Raw genomic sequence first — 19,188 nt, 5'->3', positions numbered from 1 at the left:
TGGGCGATTGCCCCTGTATCGGCGCGGTGCGCGCAAAATTGAGCCAGACTGGTGTTTTTCTTGCCCAGGGTGCATGCTCGGAGCTGAAGCGTTTCACCCGCCAAGTCACATGAGGTGCAGTACCCATGGAACATCTGCTCGACTCGCTGTTTCCCGCCGCCGGCGACATTCCCGAAAACTGGCACCTGGGCGCACCGCTGGAACAACGCGACTACCTGGTGAACGGTGAACTCAGGCGCTGGGACGGGCCACTGGCCACGGTGCGCAGCCCGGTCTGGCTGAAGGAAGCGGATGGCGAGCGCCAGGTGGTGCTCGGCAGCGCGCCCTTGCTCGATGCCGACACCGCCCTCACCGCCCTGGACGCGGCGGTAAACGCCTACGACAAGGGCCGTGGCGCCTGGCCGAACATGCGCGTGGCCGAGCGTATACAGCATGTGGAAACCTTCCTCGCACGCATGCGCGAACAGCGCACCGCCGTGGTCAAGCTGCTGATGTGGGAAATCGGCAAGAACCTGAAGGATTCGGAAAAGGAATTCGACCGCACCTGCGACTACATCGTCGACACCATCAACGCCCTCAAGGACCTCGACCGCCGCTCCAGCCGCTTCGAGCTCGAACAAGGCACCCTCGGCCAGATCCGCCGTGCGCCGCTGGGCGTGGCGCTGTGCATGGGCCCTTACAACTACCCGCTCAACGAAACCTTCACCACGCTGATCCCGGCCCTGATCATGGGCAACACCGTGGTGTTCAAGCCAGCCAAGTTCGGCGTGCTGCTGATTCGCCCGCTGCTCGAAGCGTTCCGCGACAGCTTTCCGCCAGGGGTGATCAACGTCATCTACGGCCGCGGCCGCGAGACGGTCAGCGCGCTGATGGCCAGCGGTAAGGTCGATGTGTTCGCCTTCATCGGCACCCACAAGGCGGCAAGCGACCTCAAGAAGCTTCACCCGCGGCCGCACCGGCTGCGTGCGGCCCTGGGCCTGGACGCGAAAAACCCCGGCATCGTCCTGCCCCAGGTAGACCTGGACAATGCCGTGGAAGAAGCCATTACCGGCGCGCTGTCGTTCAATGGCCAACGCTGCACGGCGCTGAAGATCCTGTTCGTCCACGAAGATGTGGTCGAACCCTTCCTCGACAAGTTCCAGCGCAAACTGGCCGCACTCAAGCCAGGCATGCCCTGGGAACCAGGCGTTGCGCTGACGCCGCTGCCGGAACAGGGCAAGGTCGATTACCTCGACCAACTGGTGGCCGATGCCACGGCCAAAGGCGCACAGGTGCTCAACGAGGGTGGCGGGCAGAGCCGCGGCTCGTTCTTCTACCCCGCCCTGCTCTATCCGGTGTCTCGCGACATGCGCGTGTACCACGAGGAGCAGTTCGGCCCGGTGGTGCCGGTGGTGCCTTACCGCGACCTGCAGACCGTGATCGACTACGTGCTCGACTCCGACTACGGCCAGCAGCTGAGCCTGTTCGGCAATGACCCGGCGACTATCGGCAGCCTGGTCGACATCTTTGCCAACCAGGTCGGCCGCATCAACCTCAACGCCCAGTGCCAGCGCGGCCCCGACACCTATCCGTTCAACGGCCGCAAGAACAGCGCCGAAGGCACCCTGTCGGTGCACGATGCCTTGCGCGTGTTCTCCATCCGCACCCTGGTCGCCACGCGCTTCCAGGAAGCCAACAAGGAACTGATCAGCGAAATCATCCGCAACCGCCAATCGAGCTTCCTGACCACCGACTACATCTTCTGACTGCCGCGCTTATAGAGAATCGATCTAGCATCATTGTCGATTTTCCATCTGCGCAGACGACTCTAAGCATCAGGGCGCCCCTCGGCGCCCATTGCAAAGGAGAATCGAACATGGCTGTCAAACCCATCCCGGAAGGCCAGCACAGCATCACCCCGTACCTGGCCATCAACGACGCCGCCAAGGCCATTGAGTTCTACAAGAAGGCCTTTGGTGCAGTAGAAATGTTTCGCCTCGATGCCCCGGGTGGCCGTGTCGGCCATGCCGAGCTGAAGATCGGTGATTCGTCGCTGATGCTCGGTGATCCCTGTGACATGGAAGGCGGCCTCACCGCCAGCCAGAAGCTGGCGGGCGCAGGCGTAGGTATTCACCTATATGTCGAGGACTGCGACAAAATCTACGCCCAGGCCCTGGCCGCAGGCGGCACTCAACTGCACCCGCTGACAGATCAGTTCTACGGCGACCGCAGCGGCACGCTGAAAGACCCGTTCGGCAATATCTGGTTCGTCTCCACCCACAAGGAAGACCTGACCCCCGACGAAATCCGCGCCCGCGCTGCCAAGATGTTCAGCGGTAGCTGAGCGACGAGTTGAAAGCGCAGCGCGTTTGCTTGAAGCTTGTGGCTCGTAGCTTGGAGCTGCTTCATGCGAATCATCGACAAAACCGCGGCGCAGGTGCGCAGCCTGACCCCGGCCGAAGAGGAACTGCTGGTCGGTTTCGCCACCGGCAGCCTCGCCGGGCCACGCCTGCTGCAGGCCAACCAGCTGCTGATGAAGGTGCGCAGCGCCAACCAGTGGCTGGCCTGCGACTGCCGCAAGGATGCCTTGCCGGTGCTCAATGTCACCCTCAATGGCAGCACCGGCACGCTGTTCCTGAAGAACAACCCGGGCACTGCCGAGCATTCACCCGGCTGCCCGTTCACCAAGGACGAACGCGAAGCCAGCGAGCGCGAGGATGAACCCGTCGCGCCTGCCGCCTGGCTGGCACCTGACACTCCGTTGCGCTTGATCGGTGATTACCGCAAGGCCAGTGAAGACAATGGCACGGCGGGCGAAGGCAATGAGCGCCGCGAACAGCAGCGTCTGCTGTCGCTGCTGCTGACCTGGATCGAGACCAGCGGCCTTAACCTTTACGCCACGCACCTGAAAAAAGACCTCACCGGCCAGTTCACCGAGCTGCGCAGTGTCGCCAGCCGCTACCCGTTGCTCGAACGGGTGCCGGCCAGCAATTACCTGGAAACCCGCCTGGACATGAAGCACATGATGATGCTCAAGTCCCGCTTGCGCGAAGCCACGTTGTTCGGCAACCATCGCCGCCATGGCCTGCTGCTGGACTGCGTCGACCAGATCAAGGGGCGCAAGCTGTTCAACAACCGCAGCGAAGACGGTTTCGATTTCCAGGGGCACCACCTGTACTGGGGTGGCAGCCGGGCGTCGGGGCCGCTGTTGGCGCTGGCCCTGTACTCACCGACCACGGCGGGCAGCCACTTCTATGAACTGATCCACGTGGCCAGCGTGCCGGTGCTGTCGCGCGCGCACCTGTTCCCGGTGTACCGCGACGAAGAGCGCGAGCCCCTCAAGGCGCTGGTGTCGCTGATCGACTGGATGGCCAGCAAAGGGGTGAAGGTGCAGATGCGCCGGCCGGTGATCGGTGGGCAGGTGATGGATGAGCTGGTACTGACCTCGGATCTGGACCGGGTGTTGTCGGTGTCGTTGCTGGAGAAGCCGATCGGGCCGGAGCCCGATGCCGAGAACTTCAAGCGCTATGCGGACTTCAAGAGCCTGGAGACCTTCCGCAAATATGTGGCCGGGTTCTTCATGCGTGAGCGCTGAAGACCAAGTCGCCTTCTTCGCGGGACAAGCCCGCTCCCACAGAGACCTCACAGATTTTGAATCATGCGGAGTACCTGTGGGAGCGGGCTTGCCCCGCGAAGAGGCCGGTGCAGCCACACATCCTTGGCGATCAGAATGCCGCCCGGAAAATCCCCTCGATCTCGCCCTGACTGGCCGGCCGCGGGTTGGTCAACCCACAGGCATCCTTCAGGGCATTGGCCGCCAGGATGCCGACATCCTCAAGCTTGGCCCCCAGCTCCGCCAACCCCGCCGGAATACCCACCGCCACCGCCAGGTGCTCGATGGCCGAAATCGCCGCCCCCGCGCCCTGCTCGGCATCCAGCCCGCAGACCTTGATGCCCATGGCCTTGGCCACATCGCGCAAGCGCGCGGCGCTGACCTTGGCATTGAAACGCTGCACATGCGGCAACAGCACCGCATTGCACACTCCATGGGGCAAGTCGTAGTAACCGCCCAGCTGGTGCGCCATGGCATGCACGTAACCGAGCGAGGCATTGTTGAACGCCATGCCTGCCAGGAACTGCGCGTAGGCCATGTTCTCCCGCGCCTGCAGGTCGTTGCCATCGTTCACCGCCTGGCGCAGGTTTTCACTGATCAGGCTGATGGCCTTGAGTGCGCAGGCATCGGTAATCGGCGTGGCCGCCGTCGACACATAGGCCTCGATGGCGTGGGTCAATGCATCCATGCCAGTGGCCGCCGTCAGCCCCTTGGGCATGGCAACCATCAGCGCCGGGTCATTGACCGAAAGGATCGGCGTGACGTTACGGTCGACGATGGCCATTTTCACATGGCGGCGCTCGTCGGTGATGATGCAGAAACGGGTCATTTCACTGGCCGTGCCCGCCGTGGTGTTGATGGCGATCAGTGGCAGCTGCGGCTTGCGCGAGCGGTCGACGCCCTCGTAGTCACTGATATGCCCACCGTTGGTGGCGCACAGGGCAATACCCTTGGCGCAGTCATGGGGCGAGCCGCCGCCCAGCGACACCACGCAGTCGCAGCGCTCACGCAGCAACACGGCAAGGCCTGCCTCGACGTTGGCGATGCTGGGGTTGGGCTTGGCGCCGTCGAACACCACCGAGTCGATATCCTGCAAGGCCAGCATGCGCCCGATACGCGCGGCGACCCCGGCCTTGGCCAGGCCCTGGTCGGTCACGATCAGCGCCTTGCGCAAGCCATAACCGGCAATCGCGGCCATGGCCTCGTCGAGGCAGTCGATGCCCATGATGTTGACGGGCGGGATGAAAAAGGTGCTGCTCATGACCGGATCCTCCTGGTGGGTCTGTCTACCAACGAGGATCCGCCCGTTCAATGCAGCGAATGTTGATCCAGAGCAACGTTAGCCAAGGAACAGCCGGTAAGCCGGATTATCGGTCTCGTCCCAGTAGCGGTAGCCCATCTCGTCCAGCGCCTGGGGCAGGCTGGCCTGCTCGTCGGCGGGCACTTCCAGCGCCGCGAATACCCGCGCTTCAGCCGCGCCATGGTTACGGTAATGGAACAGGCTGATGTTCCAGCGCTTGCCCAGCCGCTCCAGGAAGCCTAGCAGCGCCCCTGGCCGCTCGGGGAATTCGAAGCGTAGCACCCGCTCATCGGCCCCCGGCGCGGCATGCCCGCCCACGGTGTGGCGCACATGCAGCTTGGCCAGTTCGTTGTCGGTCAGGTCGAGCACGCTGTAGCCTTGCCCTCGCAGGCTGGCCAGCAGCTGCTCGCGCGGGTCGTGCAGCGGGTGGGTCTGCACGCCAACGAACAGGCGCGCTTCCTTGCCCGGGTAGTAGCGGTAGTTGAACTCGGTGATCTGCCGCTTGCCCAGCGCCTGGCAGAAGGCCCGGAAGCTGCCGGGCTGTTCGGGGATGGTCACGGCGATGATCGCCTCGCGCTGCTCGCCCAGTTCGGCACGCTCGGCCACATGGCGCAGGCGGTCGAAGTTGACGTTGGCGCCAGAGTCGATGGCCACCAGGGTCTGCCCCTTGACGCCCCCGCGGGCCACGTACTTCTTGATCCCGGCCACCGCCAGGGCACCCGAGGGTTCGGTGATCGAGCGGGTATCGTCGTAGATGTCCTTGATCGCCGCGCACAGCTCATCGCTGCTGACGGTCACCACTTCATCGACAAAATGCCGACACAGCTCGAAGCAATGGGCGCCGATCTGCGCCACCGCCACACCATCGGCGAAGGTACCGACCTGCGGCAGGATCACCCGCTCGCCAGCAGCCATGGCAGCCTGCAGGCAGTTGGAGTCTTCGGGCTCGACACCGATCACCTTGACCTCGGGGCGCAGGTACTTCACGTAGGCAGCAATGCCCGCGACCAGCCCGCCACCGCCGACCGGCACGAAGATCGCGTCCAGCGCACCCGGCTGTTGGCGCAGGATCTCCATGCCCACGGTGCCCTGGCCGGCGATCACATCCGGGTCGTCGAACGGCGGCACAAAGGTCGCCCCGTCGCTGTCGGCCAATTGCAGTGCGTGGGCCAGGGCATGGGGGAAGCTCTCGCCGTGCAGCACCACATGGCCACCCCGCGAACGCACGCCTTCGACCTTGAGCGATGGCGTGGTGGTGGGCATGACGATGGTTGCTTTCATGCCCAGGTGCGCCGCCGCCAGGGCCACGCCCTGGGCATGGTTGCCTGCCGAGGCGGTGATCACGCCACGTTCGCGCTGGGCCGTGGTCAGGCGCGACAGCCGGGTATAGGCCCCGCGGACCTTGAACGAGAAGGTCGGTTGCAGGTCTTCGCGCTTGAGCAACACCTGGTTGCCGAGGCTGGCAGACAGCGCGGGAGCGGCTTGCAGGGGCGTCTCGATGGCCAGGTCGTACACCGGCGCGGACAGAATGCGGCGCACCTGTTCAGACAGCAGTTGCTGCGGAATAAACGGGGTACGAGGGCTGACGTTGAGGCTGGTCATCGATTGCAACTCCTTGGCTTTTTCACGTTGCCCAGGAGTCAGAGAGAAGAAACCCGCCTCCAGGGCGGGTTCGGTGCACGTACGCGCTAGCCCGCCAAGCTGATAATGGCGGTAATAATAATGGCGTTCACGTGCGGGAAAGTTTTCATGGGGTGGGACGTTATCCCGCCTGGCTTGGCCAAGTCAACACTTTGCTTGCTGCGCCGACAGCGGCACGTCGAATACCTTGTCGAAGCCCCACTGGAACACGAAGGCATAGACGAAGAAGAACACGAACAGAGCCAGGTTGGTGAGCAACGCCGCCCACAGGCTGACATCCAGCCAGTACGCCACCAGCGGCAGCAGGATCAGCACCAGCCCACCCTCGAAGCCCAGCGCGTGCAGGCCCCGGCGCAGCACCGTGCGCTCGCGCTTGCGCTGGCGTGCCTCCCAGCGCTCGAAGGCCCAGTTGTAGGCCATGTTCCAGCTCATGGCGATGCCCGACATCAGCACCGACAGCACCGTCGATTCCGCCATGCCGGCGCCGAACGCCAGTTCCAGCGCCGGTGCTACGCAAGCCACGGCGATGGCTTCGTAGAGAATGGCCTGGACGATCTTGCGTGCCTTGCCTTGCATGTTCAGCTCCCTGAAAGAAACGACCTACAAAATTACAAGATCAAGCCAGCAAGAAAAAGCCTGAAATACTTTATTGACTGACCGTTCAGTCAAGAATTATTAAGCTTTATCGTTTCCGCAAGCCCCTTCCCCTGGCGTCCGGCCCCTCCTTGCACGACACGGCTTCCCCCGATCACGCATTGGACAACCCTGCATGCGACTGCTTGTATCTATCACTTGCAAGCGGCGACATGTCCTACCCCTTCGTCCAGGGAAATGAACGAGGAACAAGACGATGGCGTATAGCGTCATGATGGTGTTCGGCACCCGACCCGAAGCGATCAAGATGGCCCCGCTGGCCCGCGTGCTGCGCAGCTGGCCCGAGGTCGACCTGCATATCTGCTCCACCGGCCAGCACCGCGAGATGCTCGAGCAGGTGCTGACCGCCTTTGGCCTGAGCGTCGATCAGGACCTCAAGGTGATGACCCAGAACCAGACCCTGAACGGCCTGGCTCGCGACCTGCTGGACAAACTCGACCAGGCCTACGAGCAGGTCAAGCCCGACATCGTGCTGGTCCACGGCGACACCACCACCAGCTTCATCGCCAGCCTCGCGGCCTTCCACCGGCACATCCCCATCGGCCATGTCGAAGCCGGCCTGCGCACCGGCAACCTGCAGCAGCCCTGGCCCGAAGAAGCCAACCGGCGCCTGACCGGGGTGCTCGCCGACCTGCACTTCACTCCGACCCGCGACTCGGACGCCAACCTGATCCGCGAAGGCGTGCCGCCGGAGCACATCGAAGTCACTGGCAACACCGTCATCGACGCGCTGTTGTGGATGCGCGACCACCTGGCCGAACGGCAATGGCAGCCGGCCGCCGATTCGCCGCTGAGCGTGCTGCGCCCCGAGCAGCGCATGGTGCTGATCACCGGCCACCGCCGGGAGAACTTCGGCCCCGGCTTCGAGCGTATCTGCCTGGCCCTGGCACAGTTGGCCGAACGTTACCCCGACGTGCAGTTCGTCTATCCCGTGCACCTCAACCCGCAGGTGCAGAAGGCCGTGTATGGCGTGCTGTCGAACCGCAGCAACATCCACCTGATCGCCCCGCAGGACTACCCGCACTTCGTCTGGCTGATGAACCGCGCCCAGATCATCCTCACCGATTCCGGCGGCGTTCAGGAAGAGGCCCCGGCACTCGGCAAGCCAGTGCTGGTGCTGCGCAAGGTCACCGAGCGCCCCGCCGTACTCAAGGGCGGCACGGTCAAGCTGGTCGGCACCCTGACCGAACGCATCGTCGAGGAAACCCGCCAGCTGCTCGACGACCCGGTGGCCTACGCACGCATGGCGCGGGTCTATACCCCGTTTGGTGACGGCCACGCCAGCGAGCGCATCGCCGAGCGCCTGACGCGCTGGTTTGCAGAAACGGCCAACCCGCGAGATGACGCATGAGCCTGGCCTTCATCGACTTCCTCACCTATGTGCTGTTCGGTCTCAAGATCCTGGCGATCATCCTCGCCTCGCTGATGTTCCTGCTCGGCCTCGATGACCTGTTCATCGACCTCTGCTACTGGGGCCGCAAGCTGATCCGCCGTTTCCGCATCTACGACAAGTACGAAAAGGCCGACGAGAAACGCCTGTTCGAAGTAGCGGAAAAGCCCCTGGCGATCATGGTCCCGGCCTGGAACGAGGTAGGTGTGGTCGGCGAGATGGCACGCCTGGCGGCCTCGACCATCGACTACGAGAACTACCAGATCTTCGTCGGCACCTACCCCAACGACCCGCAGACCCAGGCCGACGTCGACGCCGTGTGCCTGCACTACCCGAACGTGCACAAGGTGGTCTGCGCGCGCCCCGGCCCCACCAGCAAGGCCGACTGCCTGAACAACATCATCGACGCCATCCTGCGCTTCCAGGACGATGCCCGCATCGAGTTCGCCGGTTTCATCCTGCATGACGCCGAAGACGTGATCTCGCCCATGGAACTGCGCCTGTTCAACTACCTGTTGCCGAACAAGGACATGATCCAGATCCCGGTGTACCCCTACGCGCCGGAATGGAAGGGTTTCACCGCCGGGCACTACGTCGACGAGTTCGCCGAGAACCATGGCAAGGACGTGATCGTGCGCGAAGCGCTGACCGGCCAGGTACCCAGCGCCGGCGTCGGTACCTGCTTCAGCCGCCGCGCCATCAGCGCCCTGCTCGAGGACGGCGATGGCATCGCCTTCGACGTGCAGAGCCTGACCGAAGACTACGACATCGGCTTTCGCCTGAAGCAGAAAGGCATGAAGTGCATCTTCGCCCGCTACTCCATCACCGACCCGGCGCTGGCCCTCAAGCACGAATGGCGGCCGGGCATGAGCCGCGAGTTTTCCCAGGTGATCTGCGTGCGCGAGCACTTCCCGCGTGACTGGCAGCACGCCATCCGGCAGAAGTCGCGGTGGATCGTCGGCATCGTCTTCCAGGGCACCAGCAACCTCGGCTGGAGCCGTACCGGCGCGCTCAACTACTTCCTCTGGCGCGACCGCCGGGGTCTGTTTGCCTACCTGCTGAGCTTCCTGGTCAACCTGTTGCTGCTGGTGCTGCTGGCCATGTGGCTGGTGACTGTCATCGCCCCGGATTCCTGGCGCTTCATGTCGATCCTCAGCGATAGCCGGCTGCTCACCACCCTGCTCTGGCTCAACGGCTTGATGCTGGTCAACCGCCTGTTCCAGCGCGGATGGTTCGTCACCCGCTACTACGGCATCTTCGAAGGCCTGCTGTCGGCGCCACGGATGATGTGGAGCAACTTCGTCAACTTCTTCGCCAACCTGCGCGCCCTGCGCCAAGTCATGGAGATGGGCGATTCGCGGCGGGTGGCGTGGGACAAGACCACCCACGAATTCCCCGCCCTCGCCTCGCCGGCACGCACACCGCTGGGCCATCGCCTGGTGGAAAAAGGCTACATCACCGAGGAACAGCTGCAGCAGGCGATCACCAGCCCGGTGCGCCGGCGCCTGGGCCGCGAACTGCTGCTGCGGGGCTGGCTGACCAGCGAGCAGCTGGTGCAAACGTTGGCCGAACAACTCGACCTGCCCTGGGCACCGCTCAACCCGTTCAAGCTCGACCCGCAGCTGATTGCCCAGTTGCCACGCCGGCTGGCCACGCACTATGGCGTACTGCCGGTCGCCGAAGACGGCAACACCCTGGTACTGGCCAGCGAAAGCCCGGTCAGCCAGGTGTCGCTGGGGGTGATCAGCCGCCAGCTGAAACGTCCGGTCAGCTGCCGCCTGGCGCCCCAGGGCCGGGTCACCCTGGGCCTGCGCTATCACTACCCGAGCCCCTGGCAGAAGCCCGAAACCCACGCCATGCTCAGCGTGCTGGAGCGGCACCAGGATGATGCCGATCTGATCGAACGGGTCAGCCACCACCAGGTAATGCTTGGCGCCCTGCTGCAGGTACGCGGCATGGTCCCGGTCACCCTGTTCAACCAGGCACTGATCGATTTCGACTCCGAACAGCAGAGCCTCGGCGAGCACCTGATCGCCCGCGGCATCATCACCGAAGAGGTGCTGCAACAGGCCCTCGCCGAGCAGGCCAGCGAACAGCAGGCTGCCTTTGATCTGACCCGGGAGGTGGCATGAAGCCGCGTCTGTCCCTCACCCTTTCCGGCTTGCTGCTTTGCTCCACTGCGCTGGCGACCCAGGCAGCACCGATGACCGAATTCCAGCGTTTCACCAGTTATCCGTTCATGGAACGTAGTTACCGCGAAGCGAAGAAGGACAACTGGGCCGAAGTCGAACGCCTGACTCGCCATGTGCTCAACCGCGTGCCGAACAACGACGAAGCCCGTACGCTGCTGGTCGATGCCCTGGCCCACCAGCGCCGCTACAAGGAAGCCGAAGCCATGGCCGAGCAGTTCGGCGATGGCCACGAATACGCCAACGCCCTGCTGGAGCTGCGCCTGACCTGGATCGAGCAGGACCCGCCTGCGGCCAGCCAGGTGGAAGGCTGGCTGGCCAACGCCGATGGCACCCAGCGGGTGCGCCTGTGGCAGGCCTACAGCCTGAGCCTGGCCAAGTTCGGCGGTGCTGGCAAAGCCCTGGAGTGGCTCAACCAGCTGCCGCCACGCGACGATGGCCAGGTGCTGCGCCTGGCCCGGGCCAACTTCGCCGAACAGCTGCGTAACTGGAAGGAAACCATCGAGCAACTGCAGCCTCTGGCCGACAAGGGCCAATTGCCGCCAGAGGACTGGCAACGCCTGGCCAACGCCTATGTCCAGCAGGTCGATGAAAAGGGCCTGGAAAAGCTGCTGCAAAGCGCCCCCTCCCCCGAAGTCGCCAACCAGACGCGCCTGGCCATGGCCAATCGGGCCATCGCCGTCGGCCACAACCAACTGGCGCAGCGCTGGTTGGAAAAATTGCCCACCCAGCAGTTGCAGCAACCTGAGCAACGCCAGCAGCTGTGGGAGCTGGCCCGTGAAGGGGATGACGCGCCGCTGGTACGGCAGCTGAGCAACGAGCTGCAGCGGCCTTGCCTGGAGACCGTCGACTGGTTGTCACGCCGTGACCCCGACCTTGCCCGCGAACAGTTCAAGGACTGCCCAGCCAGCGCAGACCCGCGTGCTTATGCGGTGCTCAAGCAGCGCCTGTATGGCGACCCGGTGCAGCCGCCACAACCCCGCACGGCCGCCGAATGGGAAAAACGCTACCGTCAGAACGGTGACCTGGCTGCACTTGAGCAAGCAACCTATCTGCTGCTGCAACAAGGCCAGAGCGAGCGCGCCCGCACCCTGCTGGAGCAGGCCTATGACCGTCGCCAAGGGCGACTGACACCTTCCCTGCTGCAGCGCCTGGGTAACATCTATGCGCGCAACGATGGCCCGCTCAACAGCCAGCGCATGCTTGGGCTGATCCCCCGGGTCGACCCCAATACCCGCGCCCAGTTGCTCGGCCGCCTGGCTGAAAACGGCCAGTGCGACGCCGTGCGCCGGTCCATCCCGGCAAACCCGACCGAAGCCGGCCAGTTCCGCGCCCTGGGCCGCTGCGCCATGCCCGATCAACCCGGTGAAGCAGTGGTCTATTACCAGGCCGCCGAACGCCTGGGTGACAGTGGCAACCGCCTACCCCTGGCCTATGCGCTGGAAGCTGCGGGTGATTCCGAAGCGGCCATGCCGATCTGGCGCAACCTGCCGGCCAGCGCCTGGAACGACAACGCCCGCCTGACCGCCGCCCGTGGCGCCTTGAATGCCTGCGATGCCGACGCCGCCCGCCGCTACTGGGACGCCGCCGCGCACAACAGCGCCGATGACTGGGCACTGGGTGCCGCCATCGCGCAACGTCAGGGCGACCTGCACGCGGCGCTGGGCTTCCAGCGCCAGGCCTTGGCGCACAACCCGCGTGCCGACCACTACTACGCCGCCGCCAGCACGGCGCAACTGGCCGGCGACAGTGCGCAGAGCACTGCCTGGCTGGCCGAAGCCGTGCGCCTTGAGCCCAGCCAGCCACGCTATCGTGCCGACTACGGCATGCGCCTGGCCGGCTCGCCGGACAAGGCCCAGCGCCAGCAGTCGATCCCTTATCTGGAACGCGCCACCCACGACTTCCCCGAGGACTATCGCCTGGGCGAGACCCTCGCCCTGCGCTACGACGAAGCCGAGAACAGCGCCGCCGCGCGCCGCGAGCTGCGCCGGGTGATCGACGTGGAAGAGAACCTGGTCGATGGCGACGACGAATACGGCAGCCTCGAGGCCCGCAAGTACCGCCAGCGCCGCGCCCACGAAACCCTGTCTCGGCGCGACACCATTACCCTGGCCAGCACCTGGTCGCCCGCTGGCACCTCTACCAACGACAAGTTCCTCGACAACGGCGAGCGCAGCGGCACATCGCGCCGTGCGCAATCGCAGAACGTGCAGCTGGCCATGTGGGACCACGCCCTGGGCGAAGAACCCAGCCGCAATGGCAGCACCCTGTCGGTCTACGGCCGTGTGCTGTTCGGTGGGCAGAGCCGCACCGATTATGCGCAAAGCATGGGCACCGGCGTCGGCCTGCTATACAAGCCACTGGGCCAGGCCAACCTCAACCTGTATGCCGAGCTGTACCACCAGCGGCAGATCGACGACGACCACTACAGCGGCCTGAGCCTTGGCGAACTGCTGAGCCCGGCCAAGGTCGGCGGCAACTGGGGTGACTTGCGCCACCATGCCGAATCGAGCAACGACCTGCTGCTGCGCGCCACCGCTTCGTTCCTCGACCAGGGCGACTGGCGCAACGACTGGCGGGTCGACGAAGACGACTGGAACGAGCGCTTCCTCTACCTCGATGCCGCCTGGTGGACCCGCGCCGGCGACCACGCCTGGCTGTCACGCTACCAGCAGGGCCATGCCTGGAAGCTGCCCGGCAACTCGCCACAAACGCTCATGCCTTATGGCTTCTTCGAGTTCTCCAGCCAGGACCCGAGCAACGACTGGCGCCAGGATGCCCGCGCCGGGGCTGGTGTGCGCTGGCAGTGGTGGTTCGACGACGACCGCTACAACGCCTACCGCGGCTCGCTGAAAGTGCGTGCCGAGTACCAGCAGTCGCTGGGTGGCAACCTCTACAAGAGCGCCAATGGCGTGCTGGTTGGCGCGGAGATGACCTTCTGATGCGTACGCTCCTGGCAATCTGCGTGCTTGCCCTGTGCCTGCCGGCCCTGGCCGACCAGCACCTGTTCTACCAGCCGCTCAACCGCGATGCCGCCGTGACCCCGGCGCAGTGGCAGCAATTGTGGCGCGCCACCAAGGCGCAAGGCGGCAAGACCCTGATCGTGCAGTGGAGTGCCTACGGCGACAGTGATTTCGGCGGCGCCCAGGGCTGGCTGGCCAACAGCCTGCGCGAGGCCAACGCCCAAGGCCTGGAGCTGGTGCTCGGGCTGTACCTGGACCCGGCCTATTACCAGCGCATCGAGGAACTCGACGGTGACGGCCTGAACAATTACTGGCAATCGCAACTGGGCCGTTCGCTGGGCCAGTACCAGCAGGTGCGCAAGGACTGGCAGCTGCCCGTCGCCGGCTGGTACCTGCCCATGGAACTGGACGACCTGCATTTTCGCGATACTGGTCGCCGCGAGGCGTTGTACAGCCAGTTGCAGGCCTTCAACCGGCGGCTGGACAAGCCGCTGCACATCAGTGCGTTCAGCGCAGGCAAACTGGCACCGCGGGTCAATGGCGCCTGGCTGGATCAACTGGCCGGGTTGGGCTTGACTGTGTGGTGGCAGGACGGTGCCGGGACTGGGCGCTTGCCGCCACTGGTGCGCCAGAGCTACGAACAGGCGCTGCCGTGCCGGGTGGGGGTGGTGCGCGAAGCGTTTCGCCAGGTGAGTGCGCCGGGGCAGGCGTTTCGCGCCGAGGCTGCGGAGCCGAAGCTGGGTGCGGGGTGCCATGCCGAAGCGGTGTTTGCCCTGCGCTACCGGCCTTGGGCCAAGGGTGTTCTGCCACAGAATTGAGTCAACCTGTACCGGCCTCTTCGCGGGGCAAGCCCGCTCCTGCAGGAATAGTGCAAGGCTGAGGCAACGCTATTCCTGTAGGAACGGGCTTGCCCCGCGAAAGGACCGTAACAGGCAGAGCATTCCTCCCAGGAGCCCACCGATGTTCAAGACCATCGAAGAGCACGTGCGCAAGCAGGTCGCCCCCGCCGCCCTGCGTGCCGAGTTCCGCCAGCACGAATTCGAGTCCATGCGCCTGTTCTGCATGCTGGTGTTCTGCGTCAGCATCGCGATCTGGCTGATCTTCGACCTGATCGTCAGCTTCCTCGGTGGCCAAGGTTTCACCTGGCTGTCCTACTTGTTCATCGCCCTGCTCGGCTGCCTCACCGTGGTGCTGCGCTTCACCCGCCGCAGTCACCATTTCGACGTGCTCAACCTGCTGTTCATCAGCGTCATCACCCTGGGCATGCGCCTGGTGATCGATGGCATTCCCGAGCCCCTGCGCCCCGTGTGGCTGGTGCTCGGCGTGTCGACCGTGCTGTATGCCGTGTCGGTACTGCCGGTGCGGCGCTGGTCGTTCTTCTGCGCCATGGTCATCACCTGGGTGATGCTCAACCCGTTCTACCACACCCGTATCGACGCCGATCAACTCGAAGGCGCCATGCTGATCAGCTACGCGATATTCCTCAGCGGCCTGGTGAGCTACAGCTACCTGCAGATGCGCCAGGCCAAGCTGCACAACTTCTACCTGTCCAAGGTGCTGCTGGAGCAGGCCTATGTCGACGCCCTGACCGACATTCCCAATCGCCGCTCGTTCATGGCCAGCGCCGAGCGCCAACTGCGCCAGGCAACAACGGGGCAGTACCTGGCGATGATCGATATCGACAACTTCAAGCGGGTCAACGACCGCTTCGGGCATGACGTTGGCGATGAAGTGCTCAAACGGGTGGCGGTGCATATCAAGGCAGGCGTGGCCGGCCATGAGTTCGCTCGCCTGGGTGGCGAGGAGTTTGCGATCTTGTTCGAAGGGCTGGACCAGCAAGGGGCCGAGCAGCGGGTCGACGCGCTGTGCCAGCGCGTGCGCGACGACCTTGGCGTGCCGCCCGTCACCATAAGCATCGGCCTGGCCCGGGTCGACAGCGGGGACAGCCTGAGCATGGCGCTGATACACGCCGACCAGGCGCTGTACCAGGCCAAGCACAATGGCAAGGACCAGTTCGTGCTGTGGACTAGCCAGCTGGCAGCCGAATCCTGAACTGCGCCCCACCCAGCGCCGACTGCGCCACGGTCAGGGTCCCACCCTGCCCTTCGATCGCACGGCGGCTGATCGCCAGGCCCAGGCCGAAGCCACCGGTATTGCGGTCGCGGCTGCGGTCCAGGCGATAGAACGGCTGGAAGATCCGCTCACGCTCCTCGGCAGGGATACCGATCCCGTCATCCTCCACGGTCAACAGGCAGGCGCCGTCCGCCTCCAGACGCAACCTCAGCAACAGGCTTTCATCGCAATAGCGCATGGCATTGCGCACCAGGTTCTGCACGGCCCGGGCGGTCAGTCGCGGGTCCAGCACGAAGCGGGGCAAGTTGTCCTCGGCCTGCACTTCCCACTGGATACCCCGCGTATCGAGCTCCTCGGCAAACCCGCCGAGCACGCTGTCGACCAGCTCCAGCAACGACACTTCGACGCGCTCCCGCGCCTGGTCGGCGTTGTACAGGCGGCTGTAGGACAGCAGTTCGAGCACCAGTTCGTCCAACTCGCGCACATGCCCGACCAGTTCCAACAGGCGCTTGCGGCTGGTCGGCGGTACCTCGTCGAACAGCAGCACCAGGCCGAAATCCAGCCGGGTCAGCGGCGTGCGCAGCTCGTGGGAGACCGCGTTAAGCAGCTCGCGCTGCTGATTGACATGGCGTTCGAGGTCGCTGGCCATGGTGTCGAACACCCCGGCCAGTTCGCCGATGTTCGAGTGCGGCGAGATGTGCGTGCGCTCGGCCATCCGCCCCTGGCCCAGGCGCCGGGCGGTTTCCTTCAGGCGCTCCAGGTCACGCCAGTGCGGCCACACCCACAGCAGCAGGCAACCGAGCATCGCCGCGCCGATCAGCACAGTCACGCCCCAGGACAACACGTTGATGTCCAGTGGGTCTGGTGGTGAGTGCAGGCTGACCAGCCAATCCTTGTCCAGCGGTGCCAGCACGGTCTGGTAATAGCCCCAGTCTCCGATGCGCACGGCGTACTGGCCCTGCTCCAGGCGCACCTCTTCCTCTGGGCTCAGGCCTGCCTTCTCGCTGCGCAGCAGCTTGACCTCCAGTGGCGCGAAGGCCCTGGCCAGGTCCTCCTCCACCGCTGGCCATTGCGCTTCTGGAGCCTGGCGGAACTGGCGGACGATCAGCGACTGCACGCCCTTGGCCTGGTCCAGGTTGTAGGCCATGAAACGGTCGTGGAACAGGCCGACAATGGTGTCCGGGATCAACAGCAGCGCCCCCGCGTAGGCGATGATGATCACCAGATACAGGCGCACCAGGATCTTCAGCATGGTGCGTCAGCACTCCCACTCGACACGGCTGAACAGGTAACCCTTGCCCCACACGGTCTTGATCTTGCGCGCCTCGCCGGCACTGTCGTCGAACTTGCGGCGCAGCTTGGAAATGGCCACGTCCACCGAACGGTCGGTGCCGTTGAACTCGATGCCGCGCAGTTGCTGGAGGATGCGATCACGGCTGAGCACCACACCGGCATTGCGCGCCAGCACCACCAGCAGGTTGTATTCGCCGCTGGACAGTTCCACCTCCTCGCCGCGCCAACTGACCAGCCGTTCGGCGAGGTCGATGCGCAGGCCTCCGATGAGGATCTGGTGGTTGTCCAGGCGCGGTTCGTTGACACTGCTGCGGCGCAGCAAGGTACGCACGCGGGCCAGCAATACCCGTGGCTCGCAAGGTTTGGTCACATAGTCGTCGGCGCCCATCTCCAGGCCCAGCACCTGGTCGTGGCTGTCGTCGCGGGCGGTCAGCATCAGGATCGGCAGGCTTTGTGATTCCTGACGCAGCAGGCGGCACAGTTGCAGGCCATCGATGCCGGGGAGCATCAGGTCGAGAATCACCAGGTCGGGGTGGTCCTGCCGGAAGGCGTCCAGCACGTGGTCGCCACGGGCAATCACCCGGACATGGAAATCGTTGCGTTGCAGGTAGCTGGCGATCAGCTCGGACAGCGCACTGTCATCTTCGACCAGGAGAATGTTGGGCATAGGGCTTACAGGAAATATTGAGGATATCTTCGCCGGCCTCTTCGCGGGACAAGCCCGCTCCTACAGGCTTGCACTATCCCTGTAGGAGCGGGCTTGTCCCGCGAAGAAGCCGGCACAGGTTCATGGAGAATATAGAAACCTACAAACCGGTAGGACTGTTCTTAACACTTTTTCACACAGGTCCTACAGGTGTTAACAGCCGCCCGAGGAACGGTTGCCTTAGGATAGGCACGGTCATCATCGGAAGATCCGCATGCCTATTACCCTCCCCCCGCGCCTGCGCCCCCTGGCGCTCGTGGCGCTGCTTGCCCTGCCCCTGGCCGGTTGCGACGACGCGGCCGAGCAGGACGAACAACAGCCCGTACCCCAGGTCCGGGTCGAGACCCTGCAACTGCAGCCCCTGGCCATCAGCACCGAGCTGAGTGGGCGCATCCTTGCCCCGCGCACGGCAGAAGTGCGTGCGCGCGTCGCGGGCGTGGTGCTCAAGCGGGTGTACCGCGAAGGCAGCGACGTCAAACAGGGCGATGTGCTGTTCCTCATCGACCCGGCGCCGTTCAAGGCCGACCACGACAGCGCCCGCGCGACCCTGGCCAAGGCCGAGGCCACGCTGTACCAGGCACGCCTGCAAGAGCAGCGCTACCGCCAGCTGGTCGACGACAAGGCGGTCAGCCGCCAGGAATACGACAACGCCCGCGCCGCCTTCCTCCAGGCCGACGCGGCGGTTGCCGAAGCCAAGGCGGCACTGGAGCGCGCCCGCCTGAACCTGGGCTATGCCACGGTCACCGCGCCAATCTCCGGGCGCATCGGCCGCGCCCTGGTCACCGAAGGCGCCCTGGTCGGCCAGAACGAGACCACGCCGCTGGCGACCATCCAGCAACTGGACCCGATCCACGCCGACGTCACCCAGTCGACCCGCGAGCTCACCGCCCTGCGCCGGGCCTTGCGTGCGGGTGAACTGCAGCAGGCCGGCGATGGCCAGGCCCGCGCCACCCTGATCCAGGACGATGGCAGCGCCTACCCGCTGCCGGGCAAGCTGCTGTTCTCCGACATCAGTGTCGACCCAAGCACCAACCAGATCACCCTGCGCAGCGAATTCCCCAACCCGGACCTCGATCTGCTGCCGGGCAGCTACGTGCGCGTGCGCCTGGAGCAGGCGGTGCAGCCCAAGGGCCTGAGCGTGCCGCAGCGCGCCATCCTGCGTGACAGCGCCGGGGTGCCGAAGGTGCTGGTGGTCGACGCCCAGTCGCGCATCAGCGAACGCCAGGTGGTGCTGGGCAACGTCCAGGGTGATCGCTGGCGGGTCACCGAGGGCCTGGCGCCCGGCGAGCGGGTGGTGGTCGAAGGCCTGCAGCACGTCAAGGCGGGCGACCAGGTCCAGGTCGACCCCGACGCCCAGTCCATCGTCCAGCACACCGGCCAGTGAGGG

General features: G+C 65.0%; 14 protein-coding genes. 9 read left to right on the top strand and 5 right to left on the bottom strand.

Annotation, left to right across the window (positions count from 1 at the left end; all coding sequences use genetic code 11):
• The first annotated feature begins 125 nt into the window (after positions 1–125).
• The 3 genes from C2H86_RS24270 to C2H86_RS24260 all read left to right on the top strand — a co-directional run bounded on the left by C2H86_RS24270 (position 126) and on the right by C2H86_RS24260 (position 3,574).
• Entirely contained in the window at positions 126–1,745 is a 1,620-nt protein-coding gene (locus tag C2H86_RS24270) for an NADP-dependent glyceraldehyde-3-phosphate dehydrogenase (protein WP_159410203.1), read from the top strand.
• A 110-nt stretch (positions 1,746–1,855) separates the two neighbouring features.
• Positions 1,856–2,323: a VOC family protein gene (locus tag C2H86_RS24265; protein WP_159410202.1), complete on the top strand. Its 468-nt coding sequence runs from the start codon at positions 1,856–1,858 to the stop codon at positions 2,321–2,323.
• Between the two features lie 63 nt (positions 2,324–2,386).
• Complete coding sequence (locus tag C2H86_RS24260; RefSeq protein ID WP_159410201.1) at positions 2,387–3,574, top strand: hypothetical protein; 1,188 nt, start codon at positions 2,387–2,389, stop codon at positions 3,572–3,574.
• A gap of 130 nt (positions 3,575–3,704) precedes the next feature.
• Here the strand turns inward: C2H86_RS24260 and yiaY are convergent, their stop codons facing one another.
• From yiaY to C2H86_RS24245, 3 genes are all read right to left on the bottom strand, one after another.
• The gene (gene yiaY, locus C2H86_RS24255) at positions 3,705–4,853 is read right to left on the bottom strand and encodes an L-threonine dehydrogenase (protein ID WP_159410200.1); all 1,149 of its coding nucleotides are present in this window, start codon (positions 4,851–4,853) and stop codon (positions 3,705–3,707) included.
• A gap of 78 nt (positions 4,854–4,931) precedes the next feature.
• Positions 4,932–6,494 carry a threonine ammonia-lyase, biosynthetic gene (ilvA, locus tag C2H86_RS24250; RefSeq protein ID WP_159410199.1) on the bottom strand — a complete coding sequence of 521 codons (1,563 nt, stop codon included), beginning with the start codon at positions 6,492–6,494 and terminating at the stop codon, positions 4,932–4,934.
• Positions 6,495–6,677: 183 nt separating this feature from the next.
• Positions 6,678–7,109, bottom strand: coding sequence for a PACE efflux transporter (locus C2H86_RS24245; protein ID WP_159410198.1), 432 nt, complete (start codon positions 7,107–7,109; stop codon positions 6,678–6,680).
• A gap of 274 nt (positions 7,110–7,383) precedes the next feature.
• Here C2H86_RS24245 and wecB point away from each other — a divergent pair, with 274 nt between their 5' ends.
• The 5 genes from wecB (at position 7,384) to C2H86_RS24220 (ending at position 15,781) form a co-directional block, all read left to right on the top strand.
• A complete protein-coding gene (gene wecB / locus C2H86_RS24240) occupies positions 7,384–8,538 on the top strand; it encodes a non-hydrolyzing UDP-N-acetylglucosamine 2-epimerase (protein WP_159410197.1) in 1,155 nt (384 codons plus the stop codon).
• Positions 8,535–10,709 carry a cyclic di-3',5'-guanylate-activated glycosyltransferase NrfB gene (gene nrfB / locus C2H86_RS24235; protein WP_159410196.1) on the top strand — a complete coding sequence of 725 codons (2,175 nt, stop codon included), beginning with the start codon at positions 8,535–8,537 and terminating at the stop codon, positions 10,707–10,709. Before wecB ends, nrfB begins: the two co-directional genes overlap by 4 nt.
• On the top strand, positions 10,706–13,708 hold the full coding sequence (locus C2H86_RS24230; protein WP_159410195.1) for a phage receptor: 3,003 nt from the start codon (positions 10,706–10,708) through the stop codon (positions 13,706–13,708). Before nrfB ends, C2H86_RS24230 begins: the two co-directional genes overlap by 4 nt.
• Positions 13,708–14,547, top strand: coding sequence for a DUF4434 family protein (locus C2H86_RS24225; RefSeq protein ID WP_159410194.1), 840 nt, complete (start codon positions 13,708–13,710; stop codon positions 14,545–14,547). The genes C2H86_RS24230 and C2H86_RS24225 overlap by 1 nt, the downstream gene beginning before the upstream one ends.
• A gap of 142 nt (positions 14,548–14,689) precedes the next feature.
• Positions 14,690–15,781 carry a GGDEF domain-containing protein gene (locus C2H86_RS24220; RefSeq protein WP_159410193.1) on the top strand — a complete coding sequence of 364 codons (1,092 nt, stop codon included), beginning with the start codon at positions 14,690–14,692 and terminating at the stop codon, positions 15,779–15,781.
• On the opposite strand, the gene C2H86_RS24215 is transcribed toward C2H86_RS24220, so the two are convergent.
• Together C2H86_RS24215 and C2H86_RS24210 are read right to left on the bottom strand one after the other, a co-directional pair.
• Complete coding sequence (locus C2H86_RS24215; RefSeq protein WP_159410192.1) at positions 15,756–17,054, bottom strand: ATP-binding protein; 1,299 nt, start codon at positions 17,052–17,054, stop codon at positions 15,756–15,758. The genes C2H86_RS24220 and C2H86_RS24215 overlap by 26 nt on opposite strands.
• A 6-nt stretch (positions 17,055–17,060) precedes the next feature.
• Complete coding sequence (locus C2H86_RS24210) at positions 17,061–17,762, bottom strand: response regulator transcription factor (RefSeq protein WP_110638964.1); 702 nt, start codon at positions 17,760–17,762, stop codon at positions 17,061–17,063.
• A 253-nt stretch (positions 17,763–18,015) separates the two neighbouring features.
• Here C2H86_RS24210 and C2H86_RS24205 point away from each other — a divergent pair, with 253 nt between their 5' ends.
• A complete protein-coding gene (locus C2H86_RS24205) occupies positions 18,016–19,185 on the top strand; it encodes an efflux RND transporter periplasmic adaptor subunit (RefSeq protein WP_159410191.1) in 1,170 nt (389 codons plus the stop codon).
• The last annotated feature ends 3 nt before the right edge of the window (positions 19,186–19,188 follow it).

This window comes from Pseudomonas putida, assembly GCF_009883635.2.
Lineage (GTDB): Bacteria > Pseudomonadota > Gammaproteobacteria > Pseudomonadales > Pseudomonadaceae > Aquipseudomonas > Aquipseudomonas putida_W.
Note: the sequence above shows the minus strand (reverse complement) of the source record. Positions and strands in the feature narration are given on the sequence as shown.